Origin of the sequence: Promicromonospora sp. AC04, from assembly GCF_003058225.1 — a bacterium.
GTDB lineage: Bacteria > Actinomycetota > Actinomycetes > Actinomycetales > Cellulomonadaceae > Promicromonospora.
Window position 1 is genome coordinate 402,941 of sequence record NZ_QBUG01000003.1, and the last position, 22,552, is coordinate 425,492.

19 protein-coding genes are annotated in these 22,552 nt (G+C 70.1%); 15 read left to right on the forward strand and 4 right to left on the reverse strand.

The features are described from left to right. The first annotated feature begins 145 nt into the window (after nucleotides 1-145). The 5 genes from C8K30_RS10915 (at nucleotide 146) to rplI (ending at nucleotide 4,646) form a co-directional block, all read left to right on the forward strand. Nucleotides 146-2,689, forward strand: coding sequence for a transglycosylase domain-containing protein (locus C8K30_RS10915; RefSeq protein ID WP_108492915.1), 2,544 nt, complete (start codon nucleotides 146-148; stop codon nucleotides 2,687-2,689). A gap of 226 nt (nucleotides 2,690-2,915) precedes the next feature. After that, nucleotides 2,916-3,206, forward strand: coding sequence for a 30S ribosomal protein S6 (rpsF, locus tag C8K30_RS10920; protein WP_199230437.1), 291 nt, complete (start codon nucleotides 2,916-2,918; stop codon nucleotides 3,204-3,206). Nucleotides 3,207-3,317: 111 nt separating this feature from the next. Continuing rightward, entirely contained in the window at nucleotides 3,318-3,863 is a 546-nt protein-coding gene (locus C8K30_RS10925; RefSeq protein WP_036964287.1) for a single-stranded DNA-binding protein, read from the forward strand. 79 nt (nucleotides 3,864-3,942) lie between these two features. Continuing rightward, nucleotides 3,943-4,179, forward strand: a complete 237-nt coding sequence (gene rpsR, locus C8K30_RS10930) for a 30S ribosomal protein S18 (protein ID WP_108492916.1) — start codon at nucleotides 3,943-3,945, stop codon at nucleotides 4,177-4,179. Nucleotides 4,180-4,196: 17 nt separating this feature from the next. Beyond that, nucleotides 4,197-4,646 (forward strand): 50S ribosomal protein L9, encoded by a 450-nt coding sequence (gene rplI / locus C8K30_RS10935; protein WP_108492917.1) that lies wholly within the window; start codon nucleotides 4,197-4,199, stop codon nucleotides 4,644-4,646. A 101-nt stretch (nucleotides 4,647-4,747) separates the two neighbouring features. Here rplI and C8K30_RS10940 read toward each other — a convergent pair whose 3' ends face one another. Continuing rightward, nucleotides 4,748-6,220 carry a trehalase family glycosidase gene (locus C8K30_RS10940; protein ID WP_108492918.1) on the reverse strand — a complete coding sequence of 491 codons (1,473 nt, stop codon included), beginning with the start codon at nucleotides 6,218-6,220 and terminating at the stop codon, nucleotides 4,748-4,750. Between the two features lie 60 nt (nucleotides 6,221-6,280). Here C8K30_RS10940 and C8K30_RS10945 point away from each other — a divergent pair, with 60 nt between their 5' ends. The 5 genes from C8K30_RS10945 (at nucleotide 6,281) to C8K30_RS10965 (ending at nucleotide 13,309) form a co-directional block, all read left to right on the forward strand. Beyond that, nucleotides 6,281-7,684: an ABC transporter substrate-binding protein gene (locus C8K30_RS10945; protein WP_108492919.1), complete on the forward strand. Its 1,404-nt coding sequence runs from the start codon at nucleotides 6,281-6,283 to the stop codon at nucleotides 7,682-7,684. Nucleotides 7,685-7,774: 90 nt separating this feature from the next. After that, a complete protein-coding gene (locus C8K30_RS10950) occupies nucleotides 7,775-8,674 on the forward strand; it encodes a carbohydrate ABC transporter permease (protein ID WP_108492920.1) in 900 nt (299 codons plus the stop codon). Further along, nucleotides 8,671-9,537: a carbohydrate ABC transporter permease gene (locus C8K30_RS10955; RefSeq protein WP_108492921.1), complete on the forward strand. Its 867-nt coding sequence runs from the start codon at nucleotides 8,671-8,673 to the stop codon at nucleotides 9,535-9,537. The genes C8K30_RS10950 and C8K30_RS10955 overlap by 4 nt, the downstream gene beginning before the upstream one ends. A 30-nt stretch (nucleotides 9,538-9,567) precedes the next feature. Further along, a complete protein-coding gene (locus C8K30_RS10960) occupies nucleotides 9,568-10,827 on the forward strand; it encodes an ROK family protein (RefSeq protein WP_108492922.1) in 1,260 nt (419 codons plus the stop codon). Nucleotides 10,828-11,089: 262 nt separating this feature from the next. Further along, nucleotides 11,090-13,309, forward strand: coding sequence for a hypothetical protein (locus C8K30_RS10965; RefSeq protein WP_108492923.1), 2,220 nt, complete (start codon nucleotides 11,090-11,092; stop codon nucleotides 13,307-13,309). A gap of 56 nt (nucleotides 13,310-13,365) precedes the next feature. Here C8K30_RS10965 and C8K30_RS10970 read toward each other — a convergent pair whose 3' ends face one another. Beyond that, a complete protein-coding gene (locus C8K30_RS10970) occupies nucleotides 13,366-14,073 on the reverse strand; it encodes a DUF305 domain-containing protein (protein WP_233257134.1) in 708 nt (235 codons plus the stop codon). Nucleotides 14,074-14,499: 426 nt separating this feature from the next. Between C8K30_RS10970 and C8K30_RS10975 the strand changes: the two genes are divergently transcribed. Both C8K30_RS10975 and C8K30_RS10980 read left to right on the forward strand, forming a co-directional pair. Beyond that, nucleotides 14,500-15,747: an LVIVD repeat-containing protein gene (locus C8K30_RS10975; RefSeq protein ID WP_233257108.1), complete on the forward strand. Its 1,248-nt coding sequence runs from the start codon at nucleotides 14,500-14,502 to the stop codon at nucleotides 15,745-15,747. 128 nt (nucleotides 15,748-15,875) lie between these two features. Next, entirely contained in the window at nucleotides 15,876-16,652 is a 777-nt protein-coding gene (locus tag C8K30_RS10980; RefSeq protein WP_108492926.1) for a DUF305 domain-containing protein, read from the forward strand. 46 nt (nucleotides 16,653-16,698) lie between these two features. On the opposite strand, the gene C8K30_RS10985 is transcribed toward C8K30_RS10980, so the two are convergent. Then, nucleotides 16,699-17,517, reverse strand: a complete 819-nt coding sequence (locus C8K30_RS10985; protein WP_108492927.1) for a type II CAAX prenyl endopeptidase Rce1 family protein — start codon at nucleotides 17,515-17,517, stop codon at nucleotides 16,699-16,701. A 149-nt stretch (nucleotides 17,518-17,666) separates the two neighbouring features. On the opposite strand from C8K30_RS10985, the gene C8K30_RS10990 reads away from it, so the two are divergent. Together C8K30_RS10990 and C8K30_RS10995 are read left to right on the forward strand one after the other, a co-directional pair. Further along, entirely contained in the window at nucleotides 17,667-19,928 is a 2,262-nt protein-coding gene (locus C8K30_RS10990; RefSeq protein ID WP_108492928.1) for a carbon starvation CstA family protein, read from the forward strand. Continuing rightward, complete coding sequence (locus C8K30_RS10995) at nucleotides 19,925-20,161, forward strand: YbdD/YjiX family protein (protein WP_108492929.1); 237 nt, start codon at nucleotides 19,925-19,927, stop codon at nucleotides 20,159-20,161. Before C8K30_RS10990 ends, C8K30_RS10995 begins: the two co-directional genes overlap by 4 nt. 97 nt (nucleotides 20,162-20,258) lie before the next feature. Here the strand turns inward: C8K30_RS10995 and C8K30_RS11000 are convergent, their stop codons facing one another. After that, nucleotides 20,259-21,074, reverse strand: a complete 816-nt coding sequence (locus tag C8K30_RS11000; protein ID WP_108492930.1) for a hydrolase — start codon at nucleotides 21,072-21,074, stop codon at nucleotides 20,259-20,261. A gap of 235 nt (nucleotides 21,075-21,309) precedes the next feature. On the opposite strand from C8K30_RS11000, the gene C8K30_RS11005 reads away from it, so the two are divergent. Further along, on the forward strand, nucleotides 21,310-22,503 hold the full coding sequence (locus tag C8K30_RS11005) for a right-handed parallel beta-helix repeat-containing protein (protein WP_146197423.1): 1,194 nt from the start codon (nucleotides 21,310-21,312) through the stop codon (nucleotides 22,501-22,503). The last annotated feature ends 49 nt before the right edge of the window (nucleotides 22,504-22,552 follow it).

Genomic DNA, 22,552 nt, shown 5'->3' on the forward strand with positions numbered 1-22,552 from the left:
CTGGCCGAGCCCGTCGCGACCTGCGCCGTCGGACACGGGGCGTACACAAGGTAACCCCGTTTGTGCTACTTGCTGCGAACATCGATCCTCTATCGTTTCCTCGGTTCAGTGCCCTCACTGAACCGATTCGAGGAACGAGGAAGACGTGGCGAACTGGAGTCCCCCTCCGATCTGGCCGCAGACGCCCCGACGCCGGCAGGGCATCTGGAACTACCCCCGGCCGCACCGCACGGGGATCCGCGCCTGGGTCCCGTCGTGGCGAGTTGTCGTCGGTACCGTACTGACCGGGATGTCGCTGGTTGTCGGCGTGTTCACCGCCGGGTGGATTGGCTGGGCGGTCCCATCGGAGCGCCCCGAGATCGGCTCGGAGACCACTACCGTCTACTACGCGAACGGCCAGGTCATGGGCAAGTTCGCGGCCGTGGACCGGACCATCCGGTCCCTCGACGAGTTTCCCGCGTTCGTGCCCGCGGCCGTCCTGGCATCCGAGGACCAGAACTTCGAGAACCACATGGGCGTCGACCCGGTGGGCATCGTCCGCTCACTGGTCAACAACGTGACCGGCGGGGCCCAGCAGGGCGCGTCCACGCTGACGCAGCAGTACGTGGAGAACACCTACTTCCAGCCGGGGCAGTCGAGCTACGCGGACAAGTTCCGCGAGATCGTCCTCGCCCTGAAGGTGGACCAGGAGAAGTCGAAGGACGAGATCCTCGAGGGCTACCTGAACAGCATCTACCTGGGCCGCGGCGCCTACGGGTTCGAGGCTGCGGCGAAGGCGTACTTCGACAAGCCGGCGGCCGAGCTCACCGTCTCCGAGACCGCGATGCTGGTGGGGATCATCCCGTCGCCGTCGTACTGGGACCCCCGGTTCGGTGAGGAGTCGCGGGCCATCGCCGAGGCGAGGTGGGCGCGCGTGCTGCGGAACATGGCCGAGACGGGGGCCATCACCGAGGAGGAGCGCAAGTCCGCCACCTTCCCCGAGCCGGTCGAGTACAAGCCGGTGTCGCGCGCGGGTCAGGTGGGATACCTGCTCGAAGAGGTCCGCAAGGAGCTCGCGGAGCAAGGTATCGCCGAGGACGATCTCATGAAGAACGGGTATGAGATCCAGACGACCATCAACCCGAAGTGGCAGAAGGCGGCGGTCACTGCGGCGAACACCATCCCGTACGACGGCGACAACCCCGCGTCGAAGGGACTTGGTGTCTCGATCGTGTCGGTCGATCCCGCGGACGGGTCCATCCGCGCCCTCTACGGCGGCAAGGACTACGAGAAGGTCCAGTTCAACGCCGCCACCGACGGCAAGGCGCAGCCCGGCTCCACGTTCAAGCCGTTCACGCTCATAGGCGCGCTCGAAGAGGGGCACGAGCTCAACGAGCGCTTCACGGGAAACAGCCCGATGCAGATCCCGGGCTGGAGCGTGCTCAACAAGGAGACCGGGGTCGAGGAAGAGGTGGAGCTCACGAACTTCGGCACCGAGGAGGGCGGCGAGTCGTTCGGTGAGATCGACCTGATCGACGCCACGGCGAACTCGGTCAACACGGTCTACGCGCAGCTCAACGTGGCGATCGGGCCGGAGAAGTCGCAGGACGTCGCGATCCGCGCTGGGATTCCCAAGGAGTCCACGAACGCCCAGCTGTCCAACGTGCTCGGCACCGAGTCGGTGCGCGCCGTCGACCTCGCGGGCGCGTACGCCACCTTCGCCGCCCAGGGCACGCGGAGCGAGACGCACATGGTGACGTCGGTGACCGAGGGCGACAAGCTCATCTACGAGTGGGACAAGGTGCCCGTCACGGGCGCCATCAGCTCCGAAGTCATGGCCAAGGCGACGTACGCGATGGAGCAGGTGGTCGAGGAGGGTTCCGGCGCTACGGCGCAGGAGCTCGGGCGTCCCGTTGCAGGCAAGACCGGGTCCACCAACGGGAACAAGTCGGCGTGGTTCGCCGGCTACATCCCGCAGCTCGCGACGGTCGTGGGTCTCTACCAGAGCGACGAAAACGGGGACCAGGCCTCGATCACCCCGTTCGGCGAGTGGGCGGACGGCAGCATCACCGGTGCCACGTGGCCGGTCACGGCGTGGACCGAGTACATGAAGCTGGTGACCGAGGGCATGGAGGTCAAGGAGTTCCCGGAGTACGAGCCGCCGCTCCCGTTGCCGTCGCCCTCGCCGACACCTTCGCCCACGCCGACTCCGACGGACAACCCGAATGACAAGGTGAGAGTCCCGACCGGGCTGGTCGGTCAGCAGTTCGCGTGGGTCGCGTCCGCGCTCGCGGGCGTCCAGCTCATCCCGCAGCAGGTGGACGTCGAGAGCGACCAGCCCGTTGGCACCGTGCTCTCCGTGCAGAACGAGGGCCAAGAGGTGAAGCGGAACTCGACCATCAGGGTCGAGGTCTCGTCGGGGCCGACTGAAGAGACCACGACAGTGCCGAGCGGCCTTGTCGGGGGCGACGAGGGCAACGCCGAGCGGCAGCTCCAGCGCGCGGGACTCGAGGCGGCCATCGAGTACCAGTCCTCCGAGACCGTGGCAGAAGGCACCGTCATGGACGTCAATCCGGACGAGGGCGCTACTGTGACCGCGGGCAGCCAGGTGCAGGTGATCGTCTCCTCGGGTACGGCAGTGTTCCCCAGCAGTGACCCGAGCGCCACGCCGACAGGCAACGGGAACGGGGGCGGAGGCGGTGGTGGTTAGCAGCCGCCGTCGCCGGAGCCCGTGATTGAGGGGCCGTCTCCTTCGGGAGGCGGCCCCTCAGCCGTGGCCGTGGCCCGACGGCGGACGGCGGGGGATCGCCTGTGAGAGGGGTCTCGCCCGCTCGATTCCGCCGTCGTGCACATGGCGGGTAGGCTTGGCCCTTGCTGTGAACCCTCCTGTCACGGAACGACCGTGACCGCTGAGACCAGAGGAGGTGGGTATACACATGCGTCAGTACGAACTGATGGTGATCCTGGACCCGGAGGTCGAGGAGCGCACCGTTGCCCCGTCGCTCGACAAGTACCTGTCGGTCATCACGACCGAGGGTGGCACCGTTGACAAGGTGGACATCTGGGGTCGCCGCCGCTTGGCGTTCGACATCACGAAGAAGTCCGAGGGCATCTACGCCGTGGTCGACTTCACCGCGACGTCTGCTACCGCCAAGGAGCTGGACCGCCAGCTCGGCCTCAACGAGGTCGTGCTCCGGACCAAGATCCTGCGCACCGGCGACAAGTGAGTCGTCGGGACTGAACCCTCCTACGCCCGCGCGAGTGTCAGTGGTTCGTGGTTGCATTCACCGCGAACCCACGTACCGCGTACGGAACGTCGACTGAATCGAGGAATTGGCATGGCTGGTGAAACTGTCATCACAGTGATCGGGAACCTCACCGGGGACCCCGAACTGCGCTTCACCCCTTCAGGTGCGGCGGTCGCCAACTTCACGGTGGCGTCGACCCCGCGGACCTTCGACCGCCAGAGCAACGAGTGGAAGGACGGGGAGACCCTGTTCATGCGCTGCTCGATCTGGCGCGAGGCCGCGGAGAGCGTCGCGGAGTCGCTGACCAAGGGCACGCGCGTCATCGCGCAGGGTCGCCTGGTCCAGCGCTCCTACGAGACCCGTGAGGGCGAGAAGCGCACCGTCGTCGAGCTGCAGGTGGACGAGATCGGTCCGTCCCTGCGCTACGCCACGGCCAAGGTCACCCGGGCCCAGCGGTCCGGTGGTGGCGGCTTCGGTGGCGGTGGCGGTGGCTACAACGGAGGCGGCGGCCAGCAGGGCGGCGGCTCCGGTGGAGGATTCAGCTCTTCCGGTGGCGGTCAGAGCAATGACGACCCGTGGGCCACGGCAGGCCCGGCGTCGTCCGGTGGTTCGTTCTCGGACGACCCGCCGTTCTGATCGGCACCACCCAGTTCACCTTTTTTGCTCGCACGGCCCGCCAGGCCGAGTGAGCAGCACCTGACAAAGGAGCAACACCATGGCGAAGCCTGTGGTGCGCAAGCCCAAGAAGAAGATCAACCCGCTGAAGTCGGCGAAGATCAACAACATCGACTACAAGGACACGGCGCTCCTGCGCAAGTTCATCTCCGACCGCGGGAAGATCCGTGCGCGTCGTGTCACCGGCGTCTCCGTGCAGGAGCAGCGTCAGATCGCGAAGGCCGTGAAGAACGCCCGCGAGATGGCCCTGCTGCCGTACACGTCGACGGCTCGCTGAGGAAGGGATCGAGAACAATGGCAAAGCTGATCCTGACCCACGAGGTGACCGGCCTGGGTGAGCCCGGCGACGTGGTTGAGGTCAAGGACGGGTACGCCCGTAACTTCCTCATCCCGCGCTCGCTGGCGACGCCCTGGACCAAGGGCGCCGAGTCCGACATCAACGCGATCCGCAAGGCTCGCAAGAGCCGCGAGGTCGCATCGCTGGACGACGCGAAGGCACTGGCCGACTCGCTGTCCGCGAAGCCGGTAGTCGTCGCTGCGAACGCCGGCCCCGGTGGCCGTCTGTTCGGTGCGGTGACCACGGCGGACATCGCCGGTGCGGTTGCCGCTGCCGGCGGCCCGTCCGTCGACAAGCGCAAGATCGAGATCGGTCAGTCCATCAAGGCGACCGGTGACTACACCGTGTCGATCCGCCTGCACCCTGAGGTGTCGGCCAAGATCGGCGTGAAGGTCGTCGCCGACTGAGCTTCGGCTCGGTTGATCGTTTGACTGCGCGGTCGTCTGATCGCGAGAAGCCCCGGTTCCCCTGTGTGGGAGCCGGGGCTTCTGTGTGCGTGGTGCCAGGTCTACGGCTCCGGCAGGATGTCCGACTCGTTCGAGAGCAGCGCGTCCAGCGTCAGGGCCGCGGTCCAGGAGAACTGGCAGGTTCCCCGGCCGGCCCCCGTGTCAGGGTCCACGTACTCGGGAAACCCCTCTGGTGCGGCGACGGCGAAATGCTCCCGCAGGCGAGCTGCCAGGTCGTCGCGGCCCAGTGCCCGGACGGCGCGCAGCAGCAGCCACGACATGTTGAACCACGCGGGTCCCCGCCAGTACAGCGCGGGGTCGAACGCCGGGTCCTTGCGCGAGGTGCTCGGCACGAACGGCCCGCCGCCGAGGAACCCGGCGCCGGTGAGCGTCGCGAGCATCCGCTCGGCCCGTCCGGCCCTGACTGATGCGGCCAGGAGCAGCGGGACCAAGCCGTTCACTGTTGCCCGGCGAACTTGCTCCCCGGTCGTGTCGTCCAATGCCACGTACAGCCCGAGCTCCTCGTCCCAGAGGTGCTCGTCCATCGCGGCGATCACTCGAGCGGCGGCTGCCTCGTGCGCTCTGCTCCCGAGGCTCGACGACGTGCCGCCGTCGTCGTCCGATGGCGTGTCGTCGCCGGTACCCGACGGCCCTGGACCTCCAGGGCCGGGCAGCACGCCGCGGGCAGTATCTGGTCGGCTTCCATGGCCACGTTCCTGCCCGCCTCCTGCGTCCGGCAGCGACTGCGCCATCCGGGCCAGGGCGAGCTCCGAGACCGCTAGTACCGAGCTGAACAGGGGGCAGACCATGGCGAAGCCGATGGGGACGTCGTCGGCGCAGCCTGCGTCACGGTAGGTCTCGGCGAGCCGGTAGTAGCGCCGGTAGTCACGGCTGCCAGGGCGTTCGCCGGCCCCCGCGTGCTGTAGATCCGGGCGCTGGATGGGGGTGCGCGCCTCCGGTGGCACACGTTCGAGCGCGTCGTCCCACAGGGGCGAGTTGTCGGTGCCGGTCTCCCACGGATGCTTCGTCACCGGCAGGCCGACGCCGCCCGCGCGCCGGACGTGCAGGTATTCATGCCAACGCGCGAGTCGCGGGTACACCCACGCGAGGAATCCCTCCCGCGCGGAACCGGCCGGATCCGCGCAGTGCACCAGCCACGCGGCCCAGGCGTGCATCGGCGGCTGCACAAGCCCGGAGGTCGCCGGCCTCGGCAGCGCCGATTCCGCCGCCGCCCCGGCCGCCGCGCGTTCCGGCCGCCAGAAGCCGGGCCCGGGGGCGTAGTCGTCGTCGCGTCCGACGTCGTAGACGATCTGCGGCACGCGCCCGTCGGACCACTGGGCGTCGAGGAGCGCGACCAGCTCCGCCCGGGCGCGCGCCGGCTCACGGTGCCGGGTGCCGATCGCGATGAACGCCGAGTCCCAGCTCCACTGGTGCGGGTACAGCCCCGTGGCCGGGACGGTGTGCCGGCCGGTCCAGTTGGTGTCGAGGACGCGGGCGGCGGCGTCGGCGGCGTCTTCCCGCAAGTCCTTGTGCATCTTCCGACAATAGGCTAGACATAAGTGCAAGATCCACTCGCTCGATGACGAGGAGATGTCATGCTCCGGCAGAACCGGGCGGCTACGGCCCGCCTGACGATCGCAGCGACGGCGGCCGCGGCCGCCGTCCTCACGCTCACCGCCTGCGGCAGCGGCGGCCCCGAGTCCGACGGGACGATCACCGTCTGGACCGTCGAGACCCAGCCCGAGCGTCTCGCGATCCAGGAGGCCGCGATGGACGCCTGGGCCGCGGACGCCGGCGTCGAGACCGAGCTGGTGCCGGTCGAGGAGGACCAGGTCTCCCAGCTCCTGTCCGCGGCGGCCCTGTCCGGCGAGGACATGCCGGACGTGGTCAACGCGATCAGCCCCGGCCTGGTCCGGTCCTTCGACCGGGACGGCTACCTCGACCGCGACGCAGCGGCCGAGGTGGTCGAGGCGCTCGGCGAGGACACGTTCACGCCGTCGGCCCTGGAGCTGACGAGTGACGGCGACGAGCTGCTCGCGGTGCCCTCGGACGCCTGGCCGATGATGGTGTTCTACCGCACCGACCTCTTCGAGGAGGCCGGCCTGGAGCCGCCCGCCACCTACGACGACCTGCGCGCGGCCGCCGAGGAGCTCACGACGAGCGGCCGGTACGGGATCACGCTGTCCACGGACGCGGCCGACCCGTTCACCCAGCAGACGCTCGAGTTCCTGGCCCAGGGGAACGGCTGCGAGCTCGTGGACGACGCGGGGGAGGCGACCCTCGACAGCCCCGAGTGCACCGAGACGATCGAGCTGTACGGCGACCTGGCCAGCGAGTTCTCGCCGGAGGGCTCGCAGGGCGTCGAGTCCACGCGCTCCTCCTACTTCGCCGGGCAGGCGGCGATGACCGTCTGGTCCTCCTTCCTGCTCGACGAGATGGCCGGCCTGCGGGAGGAGTTCACGCCGTCGTGCGACGAGTGCGCCGACGACCCGGGCTGGCTCGCCGAGAACACCGGCGTGGTGCCCGTGGTGGAGGGGCCGTCCTCGGGTGGCGACGCCGCCGGCTACGTCGAGTTCGTGTCCTGGGGTATCACCGACGGTGCGGACCCGGAGACCACGGACTTCGTGGAGTACATGATGTCCGACGCCTACGTGGACTGGCTGGCCATGGCCCCCGAGGGCAAGGTGCCGGTGCGCACCGGCACGGCCGACAACAGAGGCGAGTACACGGACGCGTGGTCCGAGCTGGAGATCGGCGTCGACACCAAGGCGAAGTTCTCCGACGTCTGGCCCGCCGAGGTCACCGACACCCTGGCCGCGGCCCCCGAGTCCGCGGACCGCTGGGCGCTGCCGCAGGGTCAGGGCGCGATCCTGGGCCCGATCACGAGCGAGCTGCCGCTCGCCAAGGCGGCGGCCGACCTCGGGTCGGGCAGCATCGACGCCGCCGAGGCGCAGACAACCATGCAGGAAGCGGTCACGGAGATCGCCACCCGCGACTGACGCCGTCGGTTGTGGGCGCGACCGTTGCGACTACGTGCCCGTTCTAGGCGCAACGATCGCGCCCACAACGAAGTAAGGAGGGAGGTAGGGGTGGCTTCGAAGTTGCGGAGGTTCGAGAACCGGGACGGGGTCACGCTCGTCGCGCCCGTTGTGCTGGTGGTGGCCGCGATCATCGTGGTCCCCATCGTGTGGACCGTCGTGCTCTCGTTCCAGGACGCGCGCTACGTGGACGTGGCCCGCAACGGCCTGTTCAACGAGCTCACGCTCGACAACTACGCGGACGTGCTCGCCTCGCCCGCGTTCTGGCAGGCGCTGCTCACCACCGTCCTGTACTCGGTGGCGACCACCGTCGGCTCGATAGCGGTGGGCCTCGTGGCGGCGCTCGCGTTCCGGGACCGGTTCCGCTTCCGTGCGCCGCTGCGCGCGGTGATGCTGCTCCCGTACGTGGCGCCGGTCGTCGCCACCACGTTCGTGTGGCAGGTGGCGCTGAACCCGCAGTACGGGGTGGTGAACGCGTTCGGCACGCAGGTGCTCGGGTGGGAGCACCCGGTCAACTTCCTCAGCTCCGCGCCCACGGCCCTGATCACCGTCATCGTCTACGACATCTGGCGGTACTTCCCGTTCGCGTTCATGTTCCTCGGGGCGGCCCTGACGGGCCTCAGCCGCGAGATCGAGGAGGCCGCGGTGGTCGACGGCGCCACTCCGGTGCAGAAGTTCTGGTTCATCGTGCTGCCCCAGCTGCTGCCCACGGTGGCGCTGCTGGTGCTGTTCCGCATGGTCATGGCCTTCAACGAGTTCGACGACGTCTACCTGCTCACCGGTGGCGCCGCCGGCACCCAGGTCGCCTCGGTGCGGGTGTTCGAGCAGCTCACCGGGTCGAGCGACATCGGCGGCGCGAGCGCGACCGCCGCCGTGATGGCCGTGTTCCTGGGCGTCGCGCTGGTCATCTACCTGCGCCTGACCGCCCGGCAGCGGGAGGAGACACGATGAGCACGATAACCACCCAGAGCAGCGTCCTGCGGGTGCTACGCGTCGTCACCATCGTGGCGCTCGTCCTGGCCACGGTGGTGCCGTTCCTCTACATGCTCAGCTTGAGCTTCGTGCGCATCGACGACCTGCTGCGCGACCCGTTGCGTGTGCTGCCCGCGCTCGACCGGATCACTGCCGAGACCTACCGCGAGGTGCTGGCCTCGGAGGAGGACGGTGGGTACGGGTTCGCGCGGTTCATGCGCAACTCCGCGATCGTCGCGGTCGCGGCCTCGGCGCTGACCGTCGCGCTGGTGGTCCCGGCGGCGTACGCGCTCACGCGTCTGCGGTTCGCCGGCCGCTCGCAGGTCTCCTGGCTGTTCCTGGCCGTGTACCTGTTCCCCACGATCATCATCGCCGTGCCGGTGTTCGTCGGTTTCCAGGTGCTAGGGCTCGGATCGTCCCTGGTCGGGCTCGTGATCGCGTACATCGCGCTGACCGTGCCGGTCTCGGTGCACATGCTGCGCAACTACCTGGCGGGCATCCCGGAGTCGATCGACGAGGCGGCGGTGATCGACGGCGCCTCGCGCCTCCAGATCCTGACCCGCATCACGGTGCCGCTCGCGATGCCGACCATCATGTCGACAGCGCTCTACTCGTTCATGATCGCGTGGAACGAGTTCCTGTTCGCGCTCCTGTTCCTCTCGGCCAAGCAGGACCTGTGGACGGTGTCGCTCGGGCTGACCCGCCTCGCCGACGGTCAGGAGGTCTCCAAGACCGTTCTCATGGCGGGCAGCGTGCTCCTCACCGTGCCGATCGTGATTCTGTACGGAGTGGCCGAGCGGGCCCTCACCGAGGGGCTGACCGCCGGCGCCGACAAGGGATAATCGGCCCAGGGGAGAAACAGAGGCTAGAGAGTGGCAGCAGGCGCGGGCGAGATCCTGCAGCTCATCCGGAGCGGGCGGGCGACCACGCGCACCCAGGTGCTCGAGGCGACCGGGCTGTCGCGCGTCACGGTGGCGCAGCGGATGGACGCGCTCGTGGCGGCGGGCATCGTCCGCGCGGCGGGCTCCGCCGGGGCCACGGGCGGACGGCGCTCGGAGCGGTTCGTCTTCGACCCGGCCGACTCGCTGGTGCTCGTGGCGGCCCTGGAGCTGGGTGAGCCCGTGCCTGACGCCGCTGCCCAGCGCGGCCCGCAGGCTCGTCCTTCGGACGCTGCGTCCGATTCCGCGCCCTTGCGGGGCTCGCAAGCTCACTCCTCGGACGCGGCCGAGCTCGCCGTCGTCGACCCGCACGGGGCCCTGCTGGCCCGGATGCCCCTCGCCGTGGACGTCGCGGCGGGGCCCGGCGTCGTGGTGCCGCAGCTGCTCGACGCCTTCGACGAGCTCCTGGCCGACGCCGGGATCAAGCCGGCCGCCGTCGGCGGAGTCGCGCTGTCCGTGCCCGGACCCGTCGACCCGCAGGACCACCGCCTGTCCGACCCGCCCGTCATGCCGGGCTGGGGCGCGTGGCCCGTCGTGGAGGCCGTGCGCGAGCGGTTCGACGTTCCCGTCCACCTCGAGAACGACGCCGACGCGATGGCGTACGGCGAGTTCACCGAGCTCGGCGCGGGGCGCGGTAACCGGCCGCAGCCGTTCGTGCTGGTCAAGGTGTCCGGATACCTCGGGGCGGGGCTCGTCATCGACGGCAACACCTATCGCGGGACCGACGGCGGAGCGGGCGACGTCGGGCACGTCGACGTGGGTGGCGACGCCATCTGCCGGTGCGGCAGGCGGGGCTGCCTCGCCGCGGAGGCCGGCGGGGCCGCGCTGCTGCGCCGCCTCGCGGAGGCGGGGTCCGACGTCGGCTCGCTCGCCGAGCTGCGAGCGCTCGCCGAGCGCGGCGACCCGCTCGTGACCGCCGAGCTGGACCGGGCCGCCGGGCTGATCGGGCGGGTGCTGGCGGTGGTGGTCGGGGTGCTCAACCCGGCCGACCTCGTCGTGGCCGGCGAGCTCGCGGTGCCGACCATGATCGCCGGGATCCGCGCGGGCGTGTACGCGGGGGCGCAGCCTCGGGCGACCGCACGGCTGCGGATCCGGCCCGCCGTGCTGGGGCCGGACGCCGTGCTCATCGGGCTGGCGCGCGTCGCCGTCGACGACCGGTTCTCGGCCGAGGCGGTCGACGCCCGGCTGGGCTGATTGCCGCGAGAACGATGCAGGCCTTCGCGATGTCCCGGCGTCGGCGTCGGGCTGGCTCTTGCATGAGCGGGTGATCTTCGGCGTTTTACTGAGTTGTGATCAGTAAAAGCGTTCCGCCGGGCCGTACCCACAGGTAACTTCTGCGCAGACGCCCGCGACGACGGGCTTCCTGCTCGCCAACGGTGGCGAGCCCGGCGGACAGGGGCGCCGGTCCGACAACTTTCCGCGGGGCAACGACGCCCGCGGAGCGAGAGGCGAACCGATGACGCAACTCCATGCATCCCGAGCACCAAGACCAGGCCCAGGACCCACGATCCTGACGGCGGTGGGCGTCGCCATGCTGCTCGCCGGCGCGATCGTGGCCACAGCCTTCATGCTGCTGTTCCAGGGCGGCGTCGCCGACGGCGCGGAACAGCTGGCCGACGGCGCGGGCCAGCTGAACGACGGCGTCCAGGCCGACCTGGTCTCCGGCGTCGGCGACCTCGGCGCCGGGGCCACGGACCTCAACACCGCCGTGCAGGAGGACGTGGTGCCGGGCGTCGAGGCGCTCGCGGACGGGGCGGGACAGCTCGACTCGGGCGCCGGCGACCTGCGCGAAGGCGTGATCAAGCTGCACGACGGATCCAAGAAGATCGCGGACGGCACCGCCGAGACGGCGGAGGACGTCTCCGACCTGGCTGACGCGTCACTGCTGCTCACGGCTGGGTCGACGAAGCTGAACGCGGGGCTCGGCGAGCTGAACGACGGTTCGGCGGAGCTCAACGCCGGTCTCGGGACCTTGAACTCGAAGGCTCCGGTGTTGGCTGACGGTGCGGAACGGCTCGCGGGCGGGTCTCTGCTTGTGGCGGCCGGTGTGGCGACGGTCAGCGACGGCGTGACCCCGCTCGACGCGGGTGCACGACAGCTTGCCTCCGGGGCGCAACTCGTTGCCGACGGCGTCGGGGAGGTCGACTCCGCCGCGGCGCAGATCGCGGGCGGTTCCGCACAGGTCCGTGACGGCAACCAGGCGCTCAGCGCCGGGCTCTCGCAGCTCGCGGCCAACAACAGCACGATCCTCGGCGGGACCACTGCTCTCCAGGCCGGTACCAACAAGCTCGCGGCCGGAGCAGTGACCCTCGACGCGGGGGCGGAGCAGGTCGCCGGCGGCCTCGCGCAGCTCAATGCCGGGGCGCCCGCGCTGGCCAAGGGCGCACGCGACGCGGCCACGGGCGCGGAGGAACTGGAGTCCGGGGCTGCGGCAGTGGCCGGTGGCGTCTCGGCGGCACAGGCAGGGGCGGACACGCTGGCCGGGAAGATCGGTGGCCTGGTCGCCGGGGCGGACCAGGTGCAGGGCGGCAACCTGGCCCTCCAGGACAAGCTGACCCAGCTCGCCGGCGCCACGGACGACCCCACGCTCAAGGCGCAGCTCGAGGCGCTCGCGTCGTCGTCGGGTGGCCTGGCGGCCGGTGCCGGTCAGGTCAGCGCCGGAGCTTCTCAGGCGCAGGCCGGTGCGTCAGGGCTCGCCTCATCGCTCGTCGACCTGTCTGCGGGAGCGTCGAAGGTGGCCGGCGGTGCGGAGAAGCTGGCTGACGGCACGGCTCTGGTGTCGGCCGGTGCACAGAAGGTCGAAGGTGGCCTCGCGCCCCTCACGGCCGGTGCGGCCAACCTGGCGGCCGGCTCGGAAGACCTCAAGGTCGGCAGTGCGAACCTGCAGGCAGGACTCGGGCAGCTCGCACCTGGGATCCAGCAGTACGTGGCCGGCGTCGGCTCGGCGTACGCGGGCAGCACCGAACTCGTCGCGGGCGCGAAGACCCTTGCAGGCGGCACTGCGACGCTGGCTCGGAACACGCCGGTGCTCGCGGCGGGAGCCGAGTCGCTCGCAACCGGGAACGCCTCGCTGGCGGCTGGCACGGGACAGCTCAAGGGTGGCCTGCCTGCCCTGCTCACGGGTGCAACCCAGGTCGCTGGCGGAAACGTCGAGCTGGCCGCGCAGACACCGGCCCTCGTCTCGGGCGTTCAGCAGCTGTACGCCGGATCCGGAAGGCTCGTCGACGGGTCCGGGCTGCTCTACGACGGTTCCGGCCGCCTCGTCGACGGCATCATCGAGGTGCGCGACCGCGTCGTGCCGAAGGTGGAGAAGTCGCAGCGCCTCGCCGACGGGTCGGTAACCGTCCGCGACGGGCTCAAGGCCGCCCGACTGGGCACACGCACGCTCGTCGAAGGTACGGGTGCGCTCGACGAGGGCACGCAGGCGCTCGCGGCGGGTGCCACCACCCTGGCCGACGGCACGCAGCAGCTCGCCGACGGCTCCACGGAGCTCGCGGCCGGCACCACGGAGGTGGCGTCCGGTACAGCGCAGCTCTCCGACGGTACGGGCCTGCTCCGCACCAGCGTGAACGGATCGGGGGCAGGCACCGTCGGCGTCGTCGTGATCGTCATCGCGGCGCTCGGGGCTCTGGTGGCGGTCGCGGGCCTGATCCTGCTGCGTCGGCGCCACGCCTGACCCGGTGACCAGATCGCCGGGGTGGAGCGCACCGCTCCGCCCCGGCGATCGGCGCGTCAGAGGACGGCGAGCATCTGGTCCAGCCGGTCGATCTCCGCCATCTGGTCGGCGGCGATGTTGTTCGCCAGCTCGAGGACCCGCTCCTCGCTGCCGGACCCCGCGATCTCCTCGCACATGGTGAGCGCGCCCTCGTGGTGCTTGATCATCCCCTCGAGGAACAGCCGGTCGAACTCCGTCCCGGACGCCTCCTCGAGCTCCGCCATCTCGGCGTCGGTCAGCATGCCCGGCATGTCGGCGTCGTGCCCGTGCTCCGGTGCCCGAGGCCCTGAGCCGTCCCCGCCCTCGGCGGTCACCGGCACGGGGTACTCGTTCTCCTCCAGCCAGCCGGACATGAGGTCGACCTCGCTGTCCTGCACCACGTCGATGCGGTTCGCGAAGGTCTTCAGCTGTTCGGACGCGGCACGCTCCGGGGCCAGCTCCGCCATCTCGATCGCCTGCCCGTGGTGCCAGATCATGTCGGTCAGGAAGTCGGCGTCGGCCTTCGAGAAGGGTGCCTGGGCGGGGGCTCCCTCGTAGTCCTCGGGCGCGATCGTCTCGGCCGTCTCGCCCGGCTTCCCGGGCTGCAGGACGACGGAGCTGGGCGTCGAGACCGGCTCCGGTTCGGCGTCGGGCCCGCAGGCGGACAGGACGAGGGCCGGCACGACCACGACCAGACCGATCGCGAAAGTCCGGACGCGCGAGCGTCGTACGGCACCTGTCAGCATCTCCACGGGGCGATCCTCTCGTACGCGCTGTCGCGCCTGCGTCATCTCTCGGGCATCGGCCGCCCTGGCTCCGGGCCTTCGCGGACCGGCGGGTGACGCTAGCGCCGGAATCTACCAAGGTGCGATCACGTGCATGCGTCGTCGCCGAATGCACCTTCCGCGCCACTAGGTGATGGTTTGTCACCACCATGTTAAAGATCCCGAAACTCCTGGTCCTGAGAGGTCCCTGTGAGTGACACTGCCTCAACCGACCTAGGAGGTGTGACGCCCGTGCGTCGTCCAACCTTTACTCGATCGCGTGCTCGGGGTGCCGCTGGTGCCGCCCTGACCGTGATGTTCGCTGCTGCGGCCGTGGCATTCGCCGGCCCGGTGGCGGCGTCCGCCGCGGATCCGGACGTTCCCCCGGGTGAAGTCGCGTCCTCGAACATGACCCACCTGAGCAACCAGCCCAAGGACGGCGCGCTGCAGGGCACGGGCTCGGACATCGCGTTCCAGGGCAAGTACGCGTTTGCCGGCAACTACGACGGCTTCACCGTCTACGACCTGTCCGACCCGGAGAACCCGGAGCAGGTGGTGCAGGTGTACTGCCCGGGCTCGCAGAACGACGTCTCGGTCTACAAGGACATCCTGGTGCTGTCCACGGACTCGTCCCGCAGCGACGACTCGTGCGCGTCGACGTCGCTCCCGGCCACCGAGAAGGCGGCATGGGAGGGCATCAAGATCTGGGACATCTCGAACCCGCTCGCCCCGGAGTACGTCAAGTCGATCGAGACCGAGTGCGGTTCGCACACGCACTCGCTCGCGCCGGCCAAGGACGGCCGGAACCTCTACGCGTACGTCTCGTCGTACTCGCCGAACGCGACGTACCCGGACTGCCAGCCGCCGCACGACTTCGTCTCGATCGTGAAGATCCCGGTGAAGCACCCGACGTCGGCCGAGCTGGTCGCCACGCCGAACCTCTTCCCGGACGGCGGCTACGAGGGCAGGCCCGGCGCCTCCGCCACGAGCGGCTGCCACGACATCACGACCTACGCCAAGTACGACCTGGCCGCCGGCGCGTGCATGGGCGACGGCATCCTCATGGACATCTCGAACCGTGAGCGTCCGAAGGTGATCAGCCAGGTGCGGGACACGGAGAACTTCGCGTTCTGGCACTCGGCCACCTTCAACAACGACGCCACCAAGGTGGTCTTCACCGACGAGCTCGGCGGCGGTGGTCTCGCGACCTGCACCGGCGAGTACGCGCCGGAGCTGGGTGCCAACGGCATCTACGACATCAAGCGCTCGTGGAGCGGTAAGAAGAAGCTCGAGTTCGCCGCCTACTACAAGATCCCGCGGATCAACACGGCGAACGAGAACTGCGTGGCGCACAACGGCTCGCTGATCCCGGTCAAGGGCAAGGACCTGATGGTCCAGTCCTGGTACCAGGGCGGCGTCTCGGTGTACGACTTCACCGACTCGGACAACCCGCGTGAGGTCGCCTGGTTCGACCGTGGCGAGGGCCTGAGCGGCGGCGGCACCTGGTCCACGTACTACTACAACGGGTACGCCTACTCGAACGACCTCTCGATCGGGTTCGACACGTTCGAGATCGACGACTCGATCGACGGCCGTGCCGAGCGGGTCCAGCAGTACGACCTGAACCCGCAGATGCAGACGCCGTTCCGGTACTGATCGCCGGCACCTGACGAGGGCCGCACTCACCCAGCCGGGTGGGTGCGGCCCTCGGTCGTTGGGACGGCCGGCCGGCAGGACCGCCACGGCCTGGCGTGCCCAGGGGTTTGTATGGGAACCTCCCGGACATGACGTCCCAGGGCTCGACGACCGAGGAGACCACCCCGCCGTCGGGCGACGTGCCTGATCCGGGGCCGACGACGCCGTCGGCCTACGGGCTGGGGCGACGGCTGCGGATCATGGGCGCCGTGCTCGCCGGAGGCCTCGCCGTGGTGCTGGCGCTGCTGCTGTGGCTCGGCGTGCTGGTCCCGGCCAAGCAGGAGGCCGCGGGGTACTCGGAGGCCGACTCCGCCTACGCCGCGGTGGCGATCGAGCACAACGCGCAGGCCGTGCAGCTCACGGCTCTAGCGCCGGGGCGGTCCACCGACGACGACGTGCTCGCCCTGGCGGTAGAGGTGGGCGAGGCGTCGGCGGGACGCGTCGGCGAGCTCGCCGCCTGGCTGGAGGCGCGCGAGATCCCGGTTCCGGCGTCGGGCAGGGAGGCGCTGGCGCTCGCCGAGGGTGGCCTCGAGACCGAGCTGCCCGACAACGGCAGCGGGCCGAGGGCCGGCTCCAGCGCGCACTCGCACGAGGGCGGGAACCACGGCATGCTCACCGACGACCAGGTCGACGCGATCGCCGGGCTCGACGGGTCGGAGTTCGACATCGCGCTGCTGGCCGCGCTCGTCGAGCACCACTACGGCGGGCTGCAGCCGGCCGACGAGGAGATCACGGGCGGTGAGGACGCCGAGGCGAAGGCCCTGGCGCAGTCGGAGGCCGACGCGATCCGGGTCGAGGTGGAGGACGTCCGTGACGTGCTGGCCGCCATCGGCGGACCGGGCTCCAACGACGGTTCCGGTTCCTAGCAGGGCGTCCCGGCGGGGCGTCCCGACAGGGCTGCCTGGCGGAGCGTCAGGGCGCCGTCACGAAGATGTCGAACAGCTCCGGGTGGTGGCCGTGCACCAGGACGGCGAACACCACGGCGTCGAACAGCAGGTGCACCGCCACCACGTAGCTCAGCGACTTGAACTTCGCGAAGATCCAGCCCTGGACCAGGGCGAACGGCACGGTCAGCAGCGGCCCCCACTCGCGGTAGCCGAGCTCCCACAGGAACGACACGAAGATCATCGACTGCAGGACGTTCGCCTGCCACATCGGGAAGTGCTTGCACAGCAGGGCGAACACGACGCAGATGAAGAACAGCTCGTCCCAGATGCCGACGGCGTTCACGCCGATGAACAGCCGCCAGATGTCCTGCGTCCCGTCGAGGTCGGGCCAGTTCAGGTACGCGCCCGAGCCCAGGAAGTAGAACGGCAGCAGGAAGTACCCGATGACCACCACGAGCGCGAGGTAGATCCACTGCCCGGGGCTCCAGCGCTTTCCGGTCGCCACGGGGAACTGGATGGTGTCCTGCTTGAGCACGAACCGCGACAGTGCCCACGGCACCAGCACGGACCCGCCGAGTGCGAGCGTGAAGCGCAGCATCCCGGCGTCGGAGAGGTCCGCCTGCAGGGAGATCGTCGAGATGATCCCCATGCCGACGCCGATCAGCGCGAGGTCGCGGCCCAGGGCGCGGTCGGCCCACAGGCCCAGCGCGATGCCCAGCACCAGCGGCACGTACGCGACCGGCCGCACGTGGATGGCGAACAGCAGGATCGCCGACGCCGACACGAGGAAGGCGGCGGTGAGGCGCGCTGGGCCGACCAGCGAGGCAGGCAGAGTGAGGGTCACGGGGACGAGGCTCCCACACCGGCTGGGTACGTTGTCGATGCCTGGGCCTGGTTCTTCGTGTTCCGGGGCAACTAGAGTCTGTGGCCGGTAAGGAATTATCCAGGATCCGGCCCCCATGACGGGCCGGCCACCCCGGCAAGGAGGCCGCTGTGCGCTCACCCGAGCACGTTGAGCTGGTTCGGAACAATCCGGACCTTCCCCCGGTCGCGGTCATCGACCGCAGACCCATGACCACCGGCAAGAAGCTGATCTTCGCCGCAATCGGACTCGTCGCCGCGATCGCGTGGGCCCTCGTCGCGTTCGTGCGGGGCGAGTCGGTCAACGGCGCGTACTTCGTGGTCGCCGCCGTCGGCACGTACGTCATCGCGTACCGCTTCTACGCCCGGCTGATCGAGTACAAGGTCGTCCGGCCGCGGGACGACCGTGCCACGCCCGCCGAGGAGCACGAGAACGGCCGGGACTTCGCGCCCACGGACCGCCGCGTGCTGTTCGGGCACCACTTCGCCGCCATCGCGGGCGCGGGCCCGCTGGTCGGCCCGGTGCTCGCCGCCCAGATGGGGTACCTGCCCGGCACGCTGTGGATCATCATCGGTGCGGTCCTGGCGGGGTGCGTCCAGGACTACCTCGTCCTGTGGCTGTCCACCCGCCGCCGCGGCCGCTCGCTGGGCCAGATGATCCGCGACGAGATGGGCTCGATCGGCGGTGCCGCCGGCCTGATCGGCGTGTTCGTCATCATGATCATCATCCTGGCCGTCCTCGCCCTCGTGGTGGTCAACGCCCTGGCGGAGTCGCCGTGGGGCGTGTTCTCCGTAGGCATGACCATCCCGATCGCCCTGTTCATGGGCGTGTACCTCCGATACCTGCGGCCCGGCCGGGTGGCGGAGGTGTCCGTGATCGGTGTGGCGCTGCTGGTCCTCGCGATCGTCGCGGGCGGCTGGGTGGCGGACACCGCCTGGGGCGCCGAGACGTTCACCCTCGAGCCGGTGACCGTCGCCTGGCTCATCGTGGGCTACGGGTTCCTCGCGTCCGTGCTGCCGGTCTGGCTGCTGCTCGCCCCGCGCGACTACCTGTCCACGTTCATGAAGGTCGGCACCATCGTGCTGCTCGCCGTCGGCGTGATCATCGCGCAGCCAGCGGTGCAGGCCCCCGCCGTGTCGAGCTTCGCGATCGAGGGCAACGGCCCGGCGTTCGCCGGTTCGCTGTTCCCGTTCCTGTTCATCACCATCGCCTGTGGTGCGCTGTCCGGGTTCCACGCCCTGATCTCGTCCGGCACGAGCCCCAAGCTGGTCGAGAAGGAGAGCCAGCTGAGGCTCATCGGCTACGGCGGCATGCTCACCGAATCGTTCGTGGCGATCATGGCGCTGGTCACGGCCATCTCCATCGACCAGAACCTGTACTTCACGATGAACGCCCCGGCCACGCTCACCGGCGGCGAGCCGGGTACCGCCGCGGACTACGTGAACGGCCTCGGCCTGGCGGGCCCGCCCGCCACGGCGGCGGACATCCAGGGGGCCGCCGACGCCGTCGGCGAGGAGTCGATCATCTCCCGCACCGGCGGTGCACCGACGCTCGCGTTCGGCATGTCCCAGATCCTCGGTTCGTTCCTGGGCGGCGCCAGCCTGCAGGCGTTCTGGTACCACTTCGCGATCATGTTCGAGGCGCTGTTCATCCTCACGACGGTCGACGCCGGAACGCGCGTCGCCCGCTTCATGCTCTCCGACACGCTCGGCAACCTCGGCGGCCCGCTGCGCCGGTTCCGGGATCCGTCGTGGCGCGTGGGCGCGTGGATCTGCTCGGTAGTGGTGTGCGGCCTGTGGGGCGCGATCCTGCTCATGGGCGTCACCGACCCGCTGGGTGGCATCAACTCGCTCTTCCCGCTGTTCGGCATCGCGAACCAGCTGCTCGCCGCCATGGCGCTCGCCCTGGTCACGGTCGTCGTGGTCAAGAAGGGCTACCTCAAGTGGGCGTGGATCCCCGCGGTCCCGCTGGTATGGGACCTGGCGGTGACCATGACGGCGTCGTTCCAGAAGATCTTCTCGCCCGAGCCGAGCCTCGGGTTCTGGGCGCAGCACAACGCGTTCCGCGAGGCGCGGGACGCGGGCGAGACGTCGTTCGGGACCGCTGCCGACCCGGCGGCGATGGATTCCGTCATCCGCAACACGTTCCTGCAGGGCACCCTGGCGATCGTGTTCGCGGTGCTGGTGCTGATCGTCGCCCTGGTGGCGCTGTGGGTGTGCGTCAAGGCGATCCGGGCCGGCGGTCTGCCGACCACCGAGGAGCCGGACTCGCGGTCGGCCACCTTCGCGCCGTCGAGCCTCGTGTCCACGGATGCCGAACGGGAGGTGGCGGCCCAGTGGACCGCCTACTACCAGGAGCACCCGGACCAGCTCCGGACGGGGACGCACGCGTGAGTGCGGTTCCCGCGCAGGGCCCGACGGCGGACGGCGGCGCGCTCGGCGTCGTCCGCCGGGGCTGGCGCGCTCTCGCCTGGTACGTCACCGGCGTGCTGGGCGAGAGCGACTACCAGCGGTACGTGGCGCACCTGCGCCGCGTGCACCAGGACGCCGAGGTGCCGACCGTCCGGGACTACTGGCGCGACCGGTACGCGGCCCAGGACGCGAACCCGGGCGCGCGCTGCTGCTGAGCCCGGGCGTGTGCGCCGGGGCGCATGATCGGTAGCAGGTCAGGAGATCGGCAGCTTGGACTGCCGGTCTCCTGACCTTTTCCGATCCCCGGCTCGTCTACGTCAGGTGGTCGTAGTCGCCTCTGGTCCACGCGGCGTGGCGCTCCGCGGAGCGCAGCACGATCTGACGGGCGTCGACCGGGATGACGCCCCGGAAGTTGTTGTAGAGCCGGTCGAACTCGAACCGCCGCACGTGGTGCGCGACCCGTAGCACCACCGGTCCCGACAGCGGGAGCCGGTTCGGATAGCTGCGCATGAAGGACACCGATGTCCGGTCCGGGTTCGCGAAGATCGTGTCGCCACTCAGCAGCACGCCCTTCCCCGCCGCGCCGGACGCCCAGTGCGCCACCGCGGAGCCCGGGAAGTGCCCGCCCGGCTGGCTCAGCGTCACGCCGGGCAGCACCTCGCGGTCGTCCTTCCACAGCTCGACGGCGTCGTCGGACCGGGCGAGCCAGCCGGCGTCGGCCTCGCTGACCAGGATCGGGACCCCGCCCAGCCGACGGCTCCACTCGACCTGCACCCCGTACATGTGCGGGTGGCTCGCCACGATGTACGCGAGCCCGCCGAGGTCGCGCACGGCGTCGACCGCAGCGTCGTCGACGAAGCCCGGGACGTCGAACAGGAGGTTTCCCGCCGCGGTCCGGACGAGCTTCGCGGTGGGGCCGATGCCGACGTCGGGCACCGTGGTGAGGCCGAACAGGTCCGGCTCCAGCTCTTCGACGGCGATGCTCTGCCCGTCGGCCTCGAGCTCCGCCAGTGTGGTCCAGTGCTGGCCGTCGGCGGGCACCCACTGGCGCTCGTCGGCGCAGACGGCGCACACATCGGGCCGGGACTCGTGCTCTACGCCGCAGGTGCGGCAGATCCAGAACGTCATTGAACGGCTTCCCTTCGTCGGGCAGGTGCTCTGTCACCATGCGCCAGCCGGCGGGTCGTGTCCAGCAAGTTTCGCCGGCTCCGAATCGTGGCTGCGGCCCGGTCGGCGTGGCCTCCCGGCGCGTCGGCAGGTGAATCGTTTCGGATCCCGGGGAGCCCTGGTGCGCGGCCCCCTCGATCCCTACCCTCGTGACCACCTGAATCTACAACGATGTAGGACTCAAGGAGGAATGACCATGGCACCAACGTCACAGCGTCGTCCGCGGCTTCTCGCCGCGGGGGCCGCAGCACTGTCGATAGTCGTCTCCCTGCTCGGCGCGCCGACGGTCGCCGCAGCTCCCGGCGGCGCGACGCCAGGCGTCGCGGATCCCGGCACGACGCCGGCCGTCTCCCCGGCGTCCGTCTCCCCGGCGTCGGACGTCGCACAGGCCGCTGCCTGCGGCGACGGCGCCGACGCCCTGGTCACCGGAAGCCAGTCGTCGGGGTTCACCACCACTTACCGCGGCCGAACCGTCTACCAGGGTGAGTACTACATCACCGCGATCTGGGAGGCGCTCGGCGCGCTCACGCCGGGGCGCACCAGCCAGGAGAAGGTGTCGGTCATGGCCAGCGCCTGGATCGGCAACAACACGATCGACCTCCCGAGCCATACGGCGTTCGAGGTCTGCGGCACCCTGGACACCGGGTACGTCGCCGGAGGGGGCGCGATCCAGGCAATCGGGGTCCAGGACGTGTCCATCCCCAACCTGAACCTGACCGGGGCCCCGTACTTCGGCCTGCGCTTTGCCGACGTGCACGGCCTGCACCTGGGCCAGATCAACCTGCGGATGAGCGGTGGCCTCGGCATCCGGTTCGAGCGCGACCTGCCGGGCAGCACGGACGTGCGCATGGACAACATCTACGTGTCGGGCGCGGGCAGCCACGCCGTCGAGACCTGGCACATCGACGGACTGACCATCGGCACCGTCACCGCGCGGAACGTCGGTGAGTCGGGGCTGCTGCTGCAGGGCACCAGCGACGCCACCGTCGGGACAGTCGACGGCGAGAACGTCGCCACCGGTACCGGCTACGCCACGTTCCGCATGGCCAACGAGAACGGCCCCGACGTCACCGTGAACCACGTCCGGTCGCGGGGCGGCGGCCGGGGCGTGTTCTGCGTGTCCAACTCGCGGGGCGCGCGCATCAACTCCGTCGACCTGGCGAGCAACGGCAACAACTCGATCCTCATCGAGAACTGCTCGGACATCACGATCGCCGGCGGCACGGTCAACGGGGGCGGCGAGGTGCGGCTTGCCGCGCGGACGGAGTTCCCCAACAACCGGAACATCAACATCACGCTCCGCGTCGACAACACCTCCGTGCGCGAGTCGCCGTGCGGGGAGAACACCACGTGGAACCTGAGCGGGAACGGAGCGCGCAACATCTGCTGATCCGACTCCGCCTCAAGGTGGAAGCGGCCATGCCCCCGGCTTCCTAGGC

Excerpts from the sequence above, each read along its gene's own strand:
- C8K30_RS10955 (WP_108492921.1), top strand. The coding sequence starts at position 8,671 with ATGAGCACGATAACCACCCAGAGCAGCGTCCTGCGGGTGCTACGCGTC.
- C8K30_RS10970 (WP_233257134.1), bottom strand. The coding sequence starts at position 14,073 with ATGCTGACAGGTGCCGTACGACGCTCGCGCGTCCGGACTTTCGCGATC.
- rplI (WP_108492917.1), top strand. The coding sequence starts at position 4,197 with ATGGCAAAGCTGATCCTGACCCACGAGGTGACCGGCCTGGGTGAGCCC.
- C8K30_RS10965 (WP_108492923.1), top strand. The coding sequence starts at position 11,090 with ATGACGCAACTCCATGCATCCCGAGCACCAAGACCAGGCCCAGGACCC.
- rpsR (WP_108492916.1), top strand. The coding sequence starts at position 3,943 with ATGGCGAAGCCTGTGGTGCGCAAGCCCAAGAAGAAGATCAACCCGCTG.
- C8K30_RS10945 (WP_108492919.1), top strand. The coding sequence starts at position 6,281 with ATGCTCCGGCAGAACCGGGCGGCTACGGCCCGCCTGACGATCGCAGCG.
- C8K30_RS11000 (WP_108492930.1), bottom strand. The coding sequence starts at position 21,074 with ATGACGTTCTGGATCTGCCGCACCTGCGGCGTAGAGCACGAGTCCCGG.
- C8K30_RS10925 (WP_036964287.1), top strand. The coding sequence starts at position 3,318 with ATGGCTGGTGAAACTGTCATCACAGTGATCGGGAACCTCACCGGGGAC.
- C8K30_RS10975 (WP_233257108.1), top strand. The coding sequence starts at position 14,500 with ATGACCCACCTGAGCAACCAGCCCAAGGACGGCGCGCTGCAGGGCACG.
- C8K30_RS10980 (WP_108492926.1), top strand. The coding sequence starts at position 15,876 with ATGACGTCCCAGGGCTCGACGACCGAGGAGACCACCCCGCCGTCGGGC.
- rpsF (WP_199230437.1), top strand. The coding sequence starts at position 2,916 with ATGCGTCAGTACGAACTGATGGTGATCCTGGACCCGGAGGTCGAGGAG.
- C8K30_RS10940 (WP_108492918.1), bottom strand. The coding sequence starts at position 6,220 with ATGCACAAGGACTTGCGGGAAGACGCCGCCGACGCCGCCGCCCGCGTC.
- C8K30_RS11005 (WP_146197423.1), top strand. The coding sequence starts at position 21,310 with ATGGCACCAACGTCACAGCGTCGTCCGCGGCTTCTCGCCGCGGGGGCC.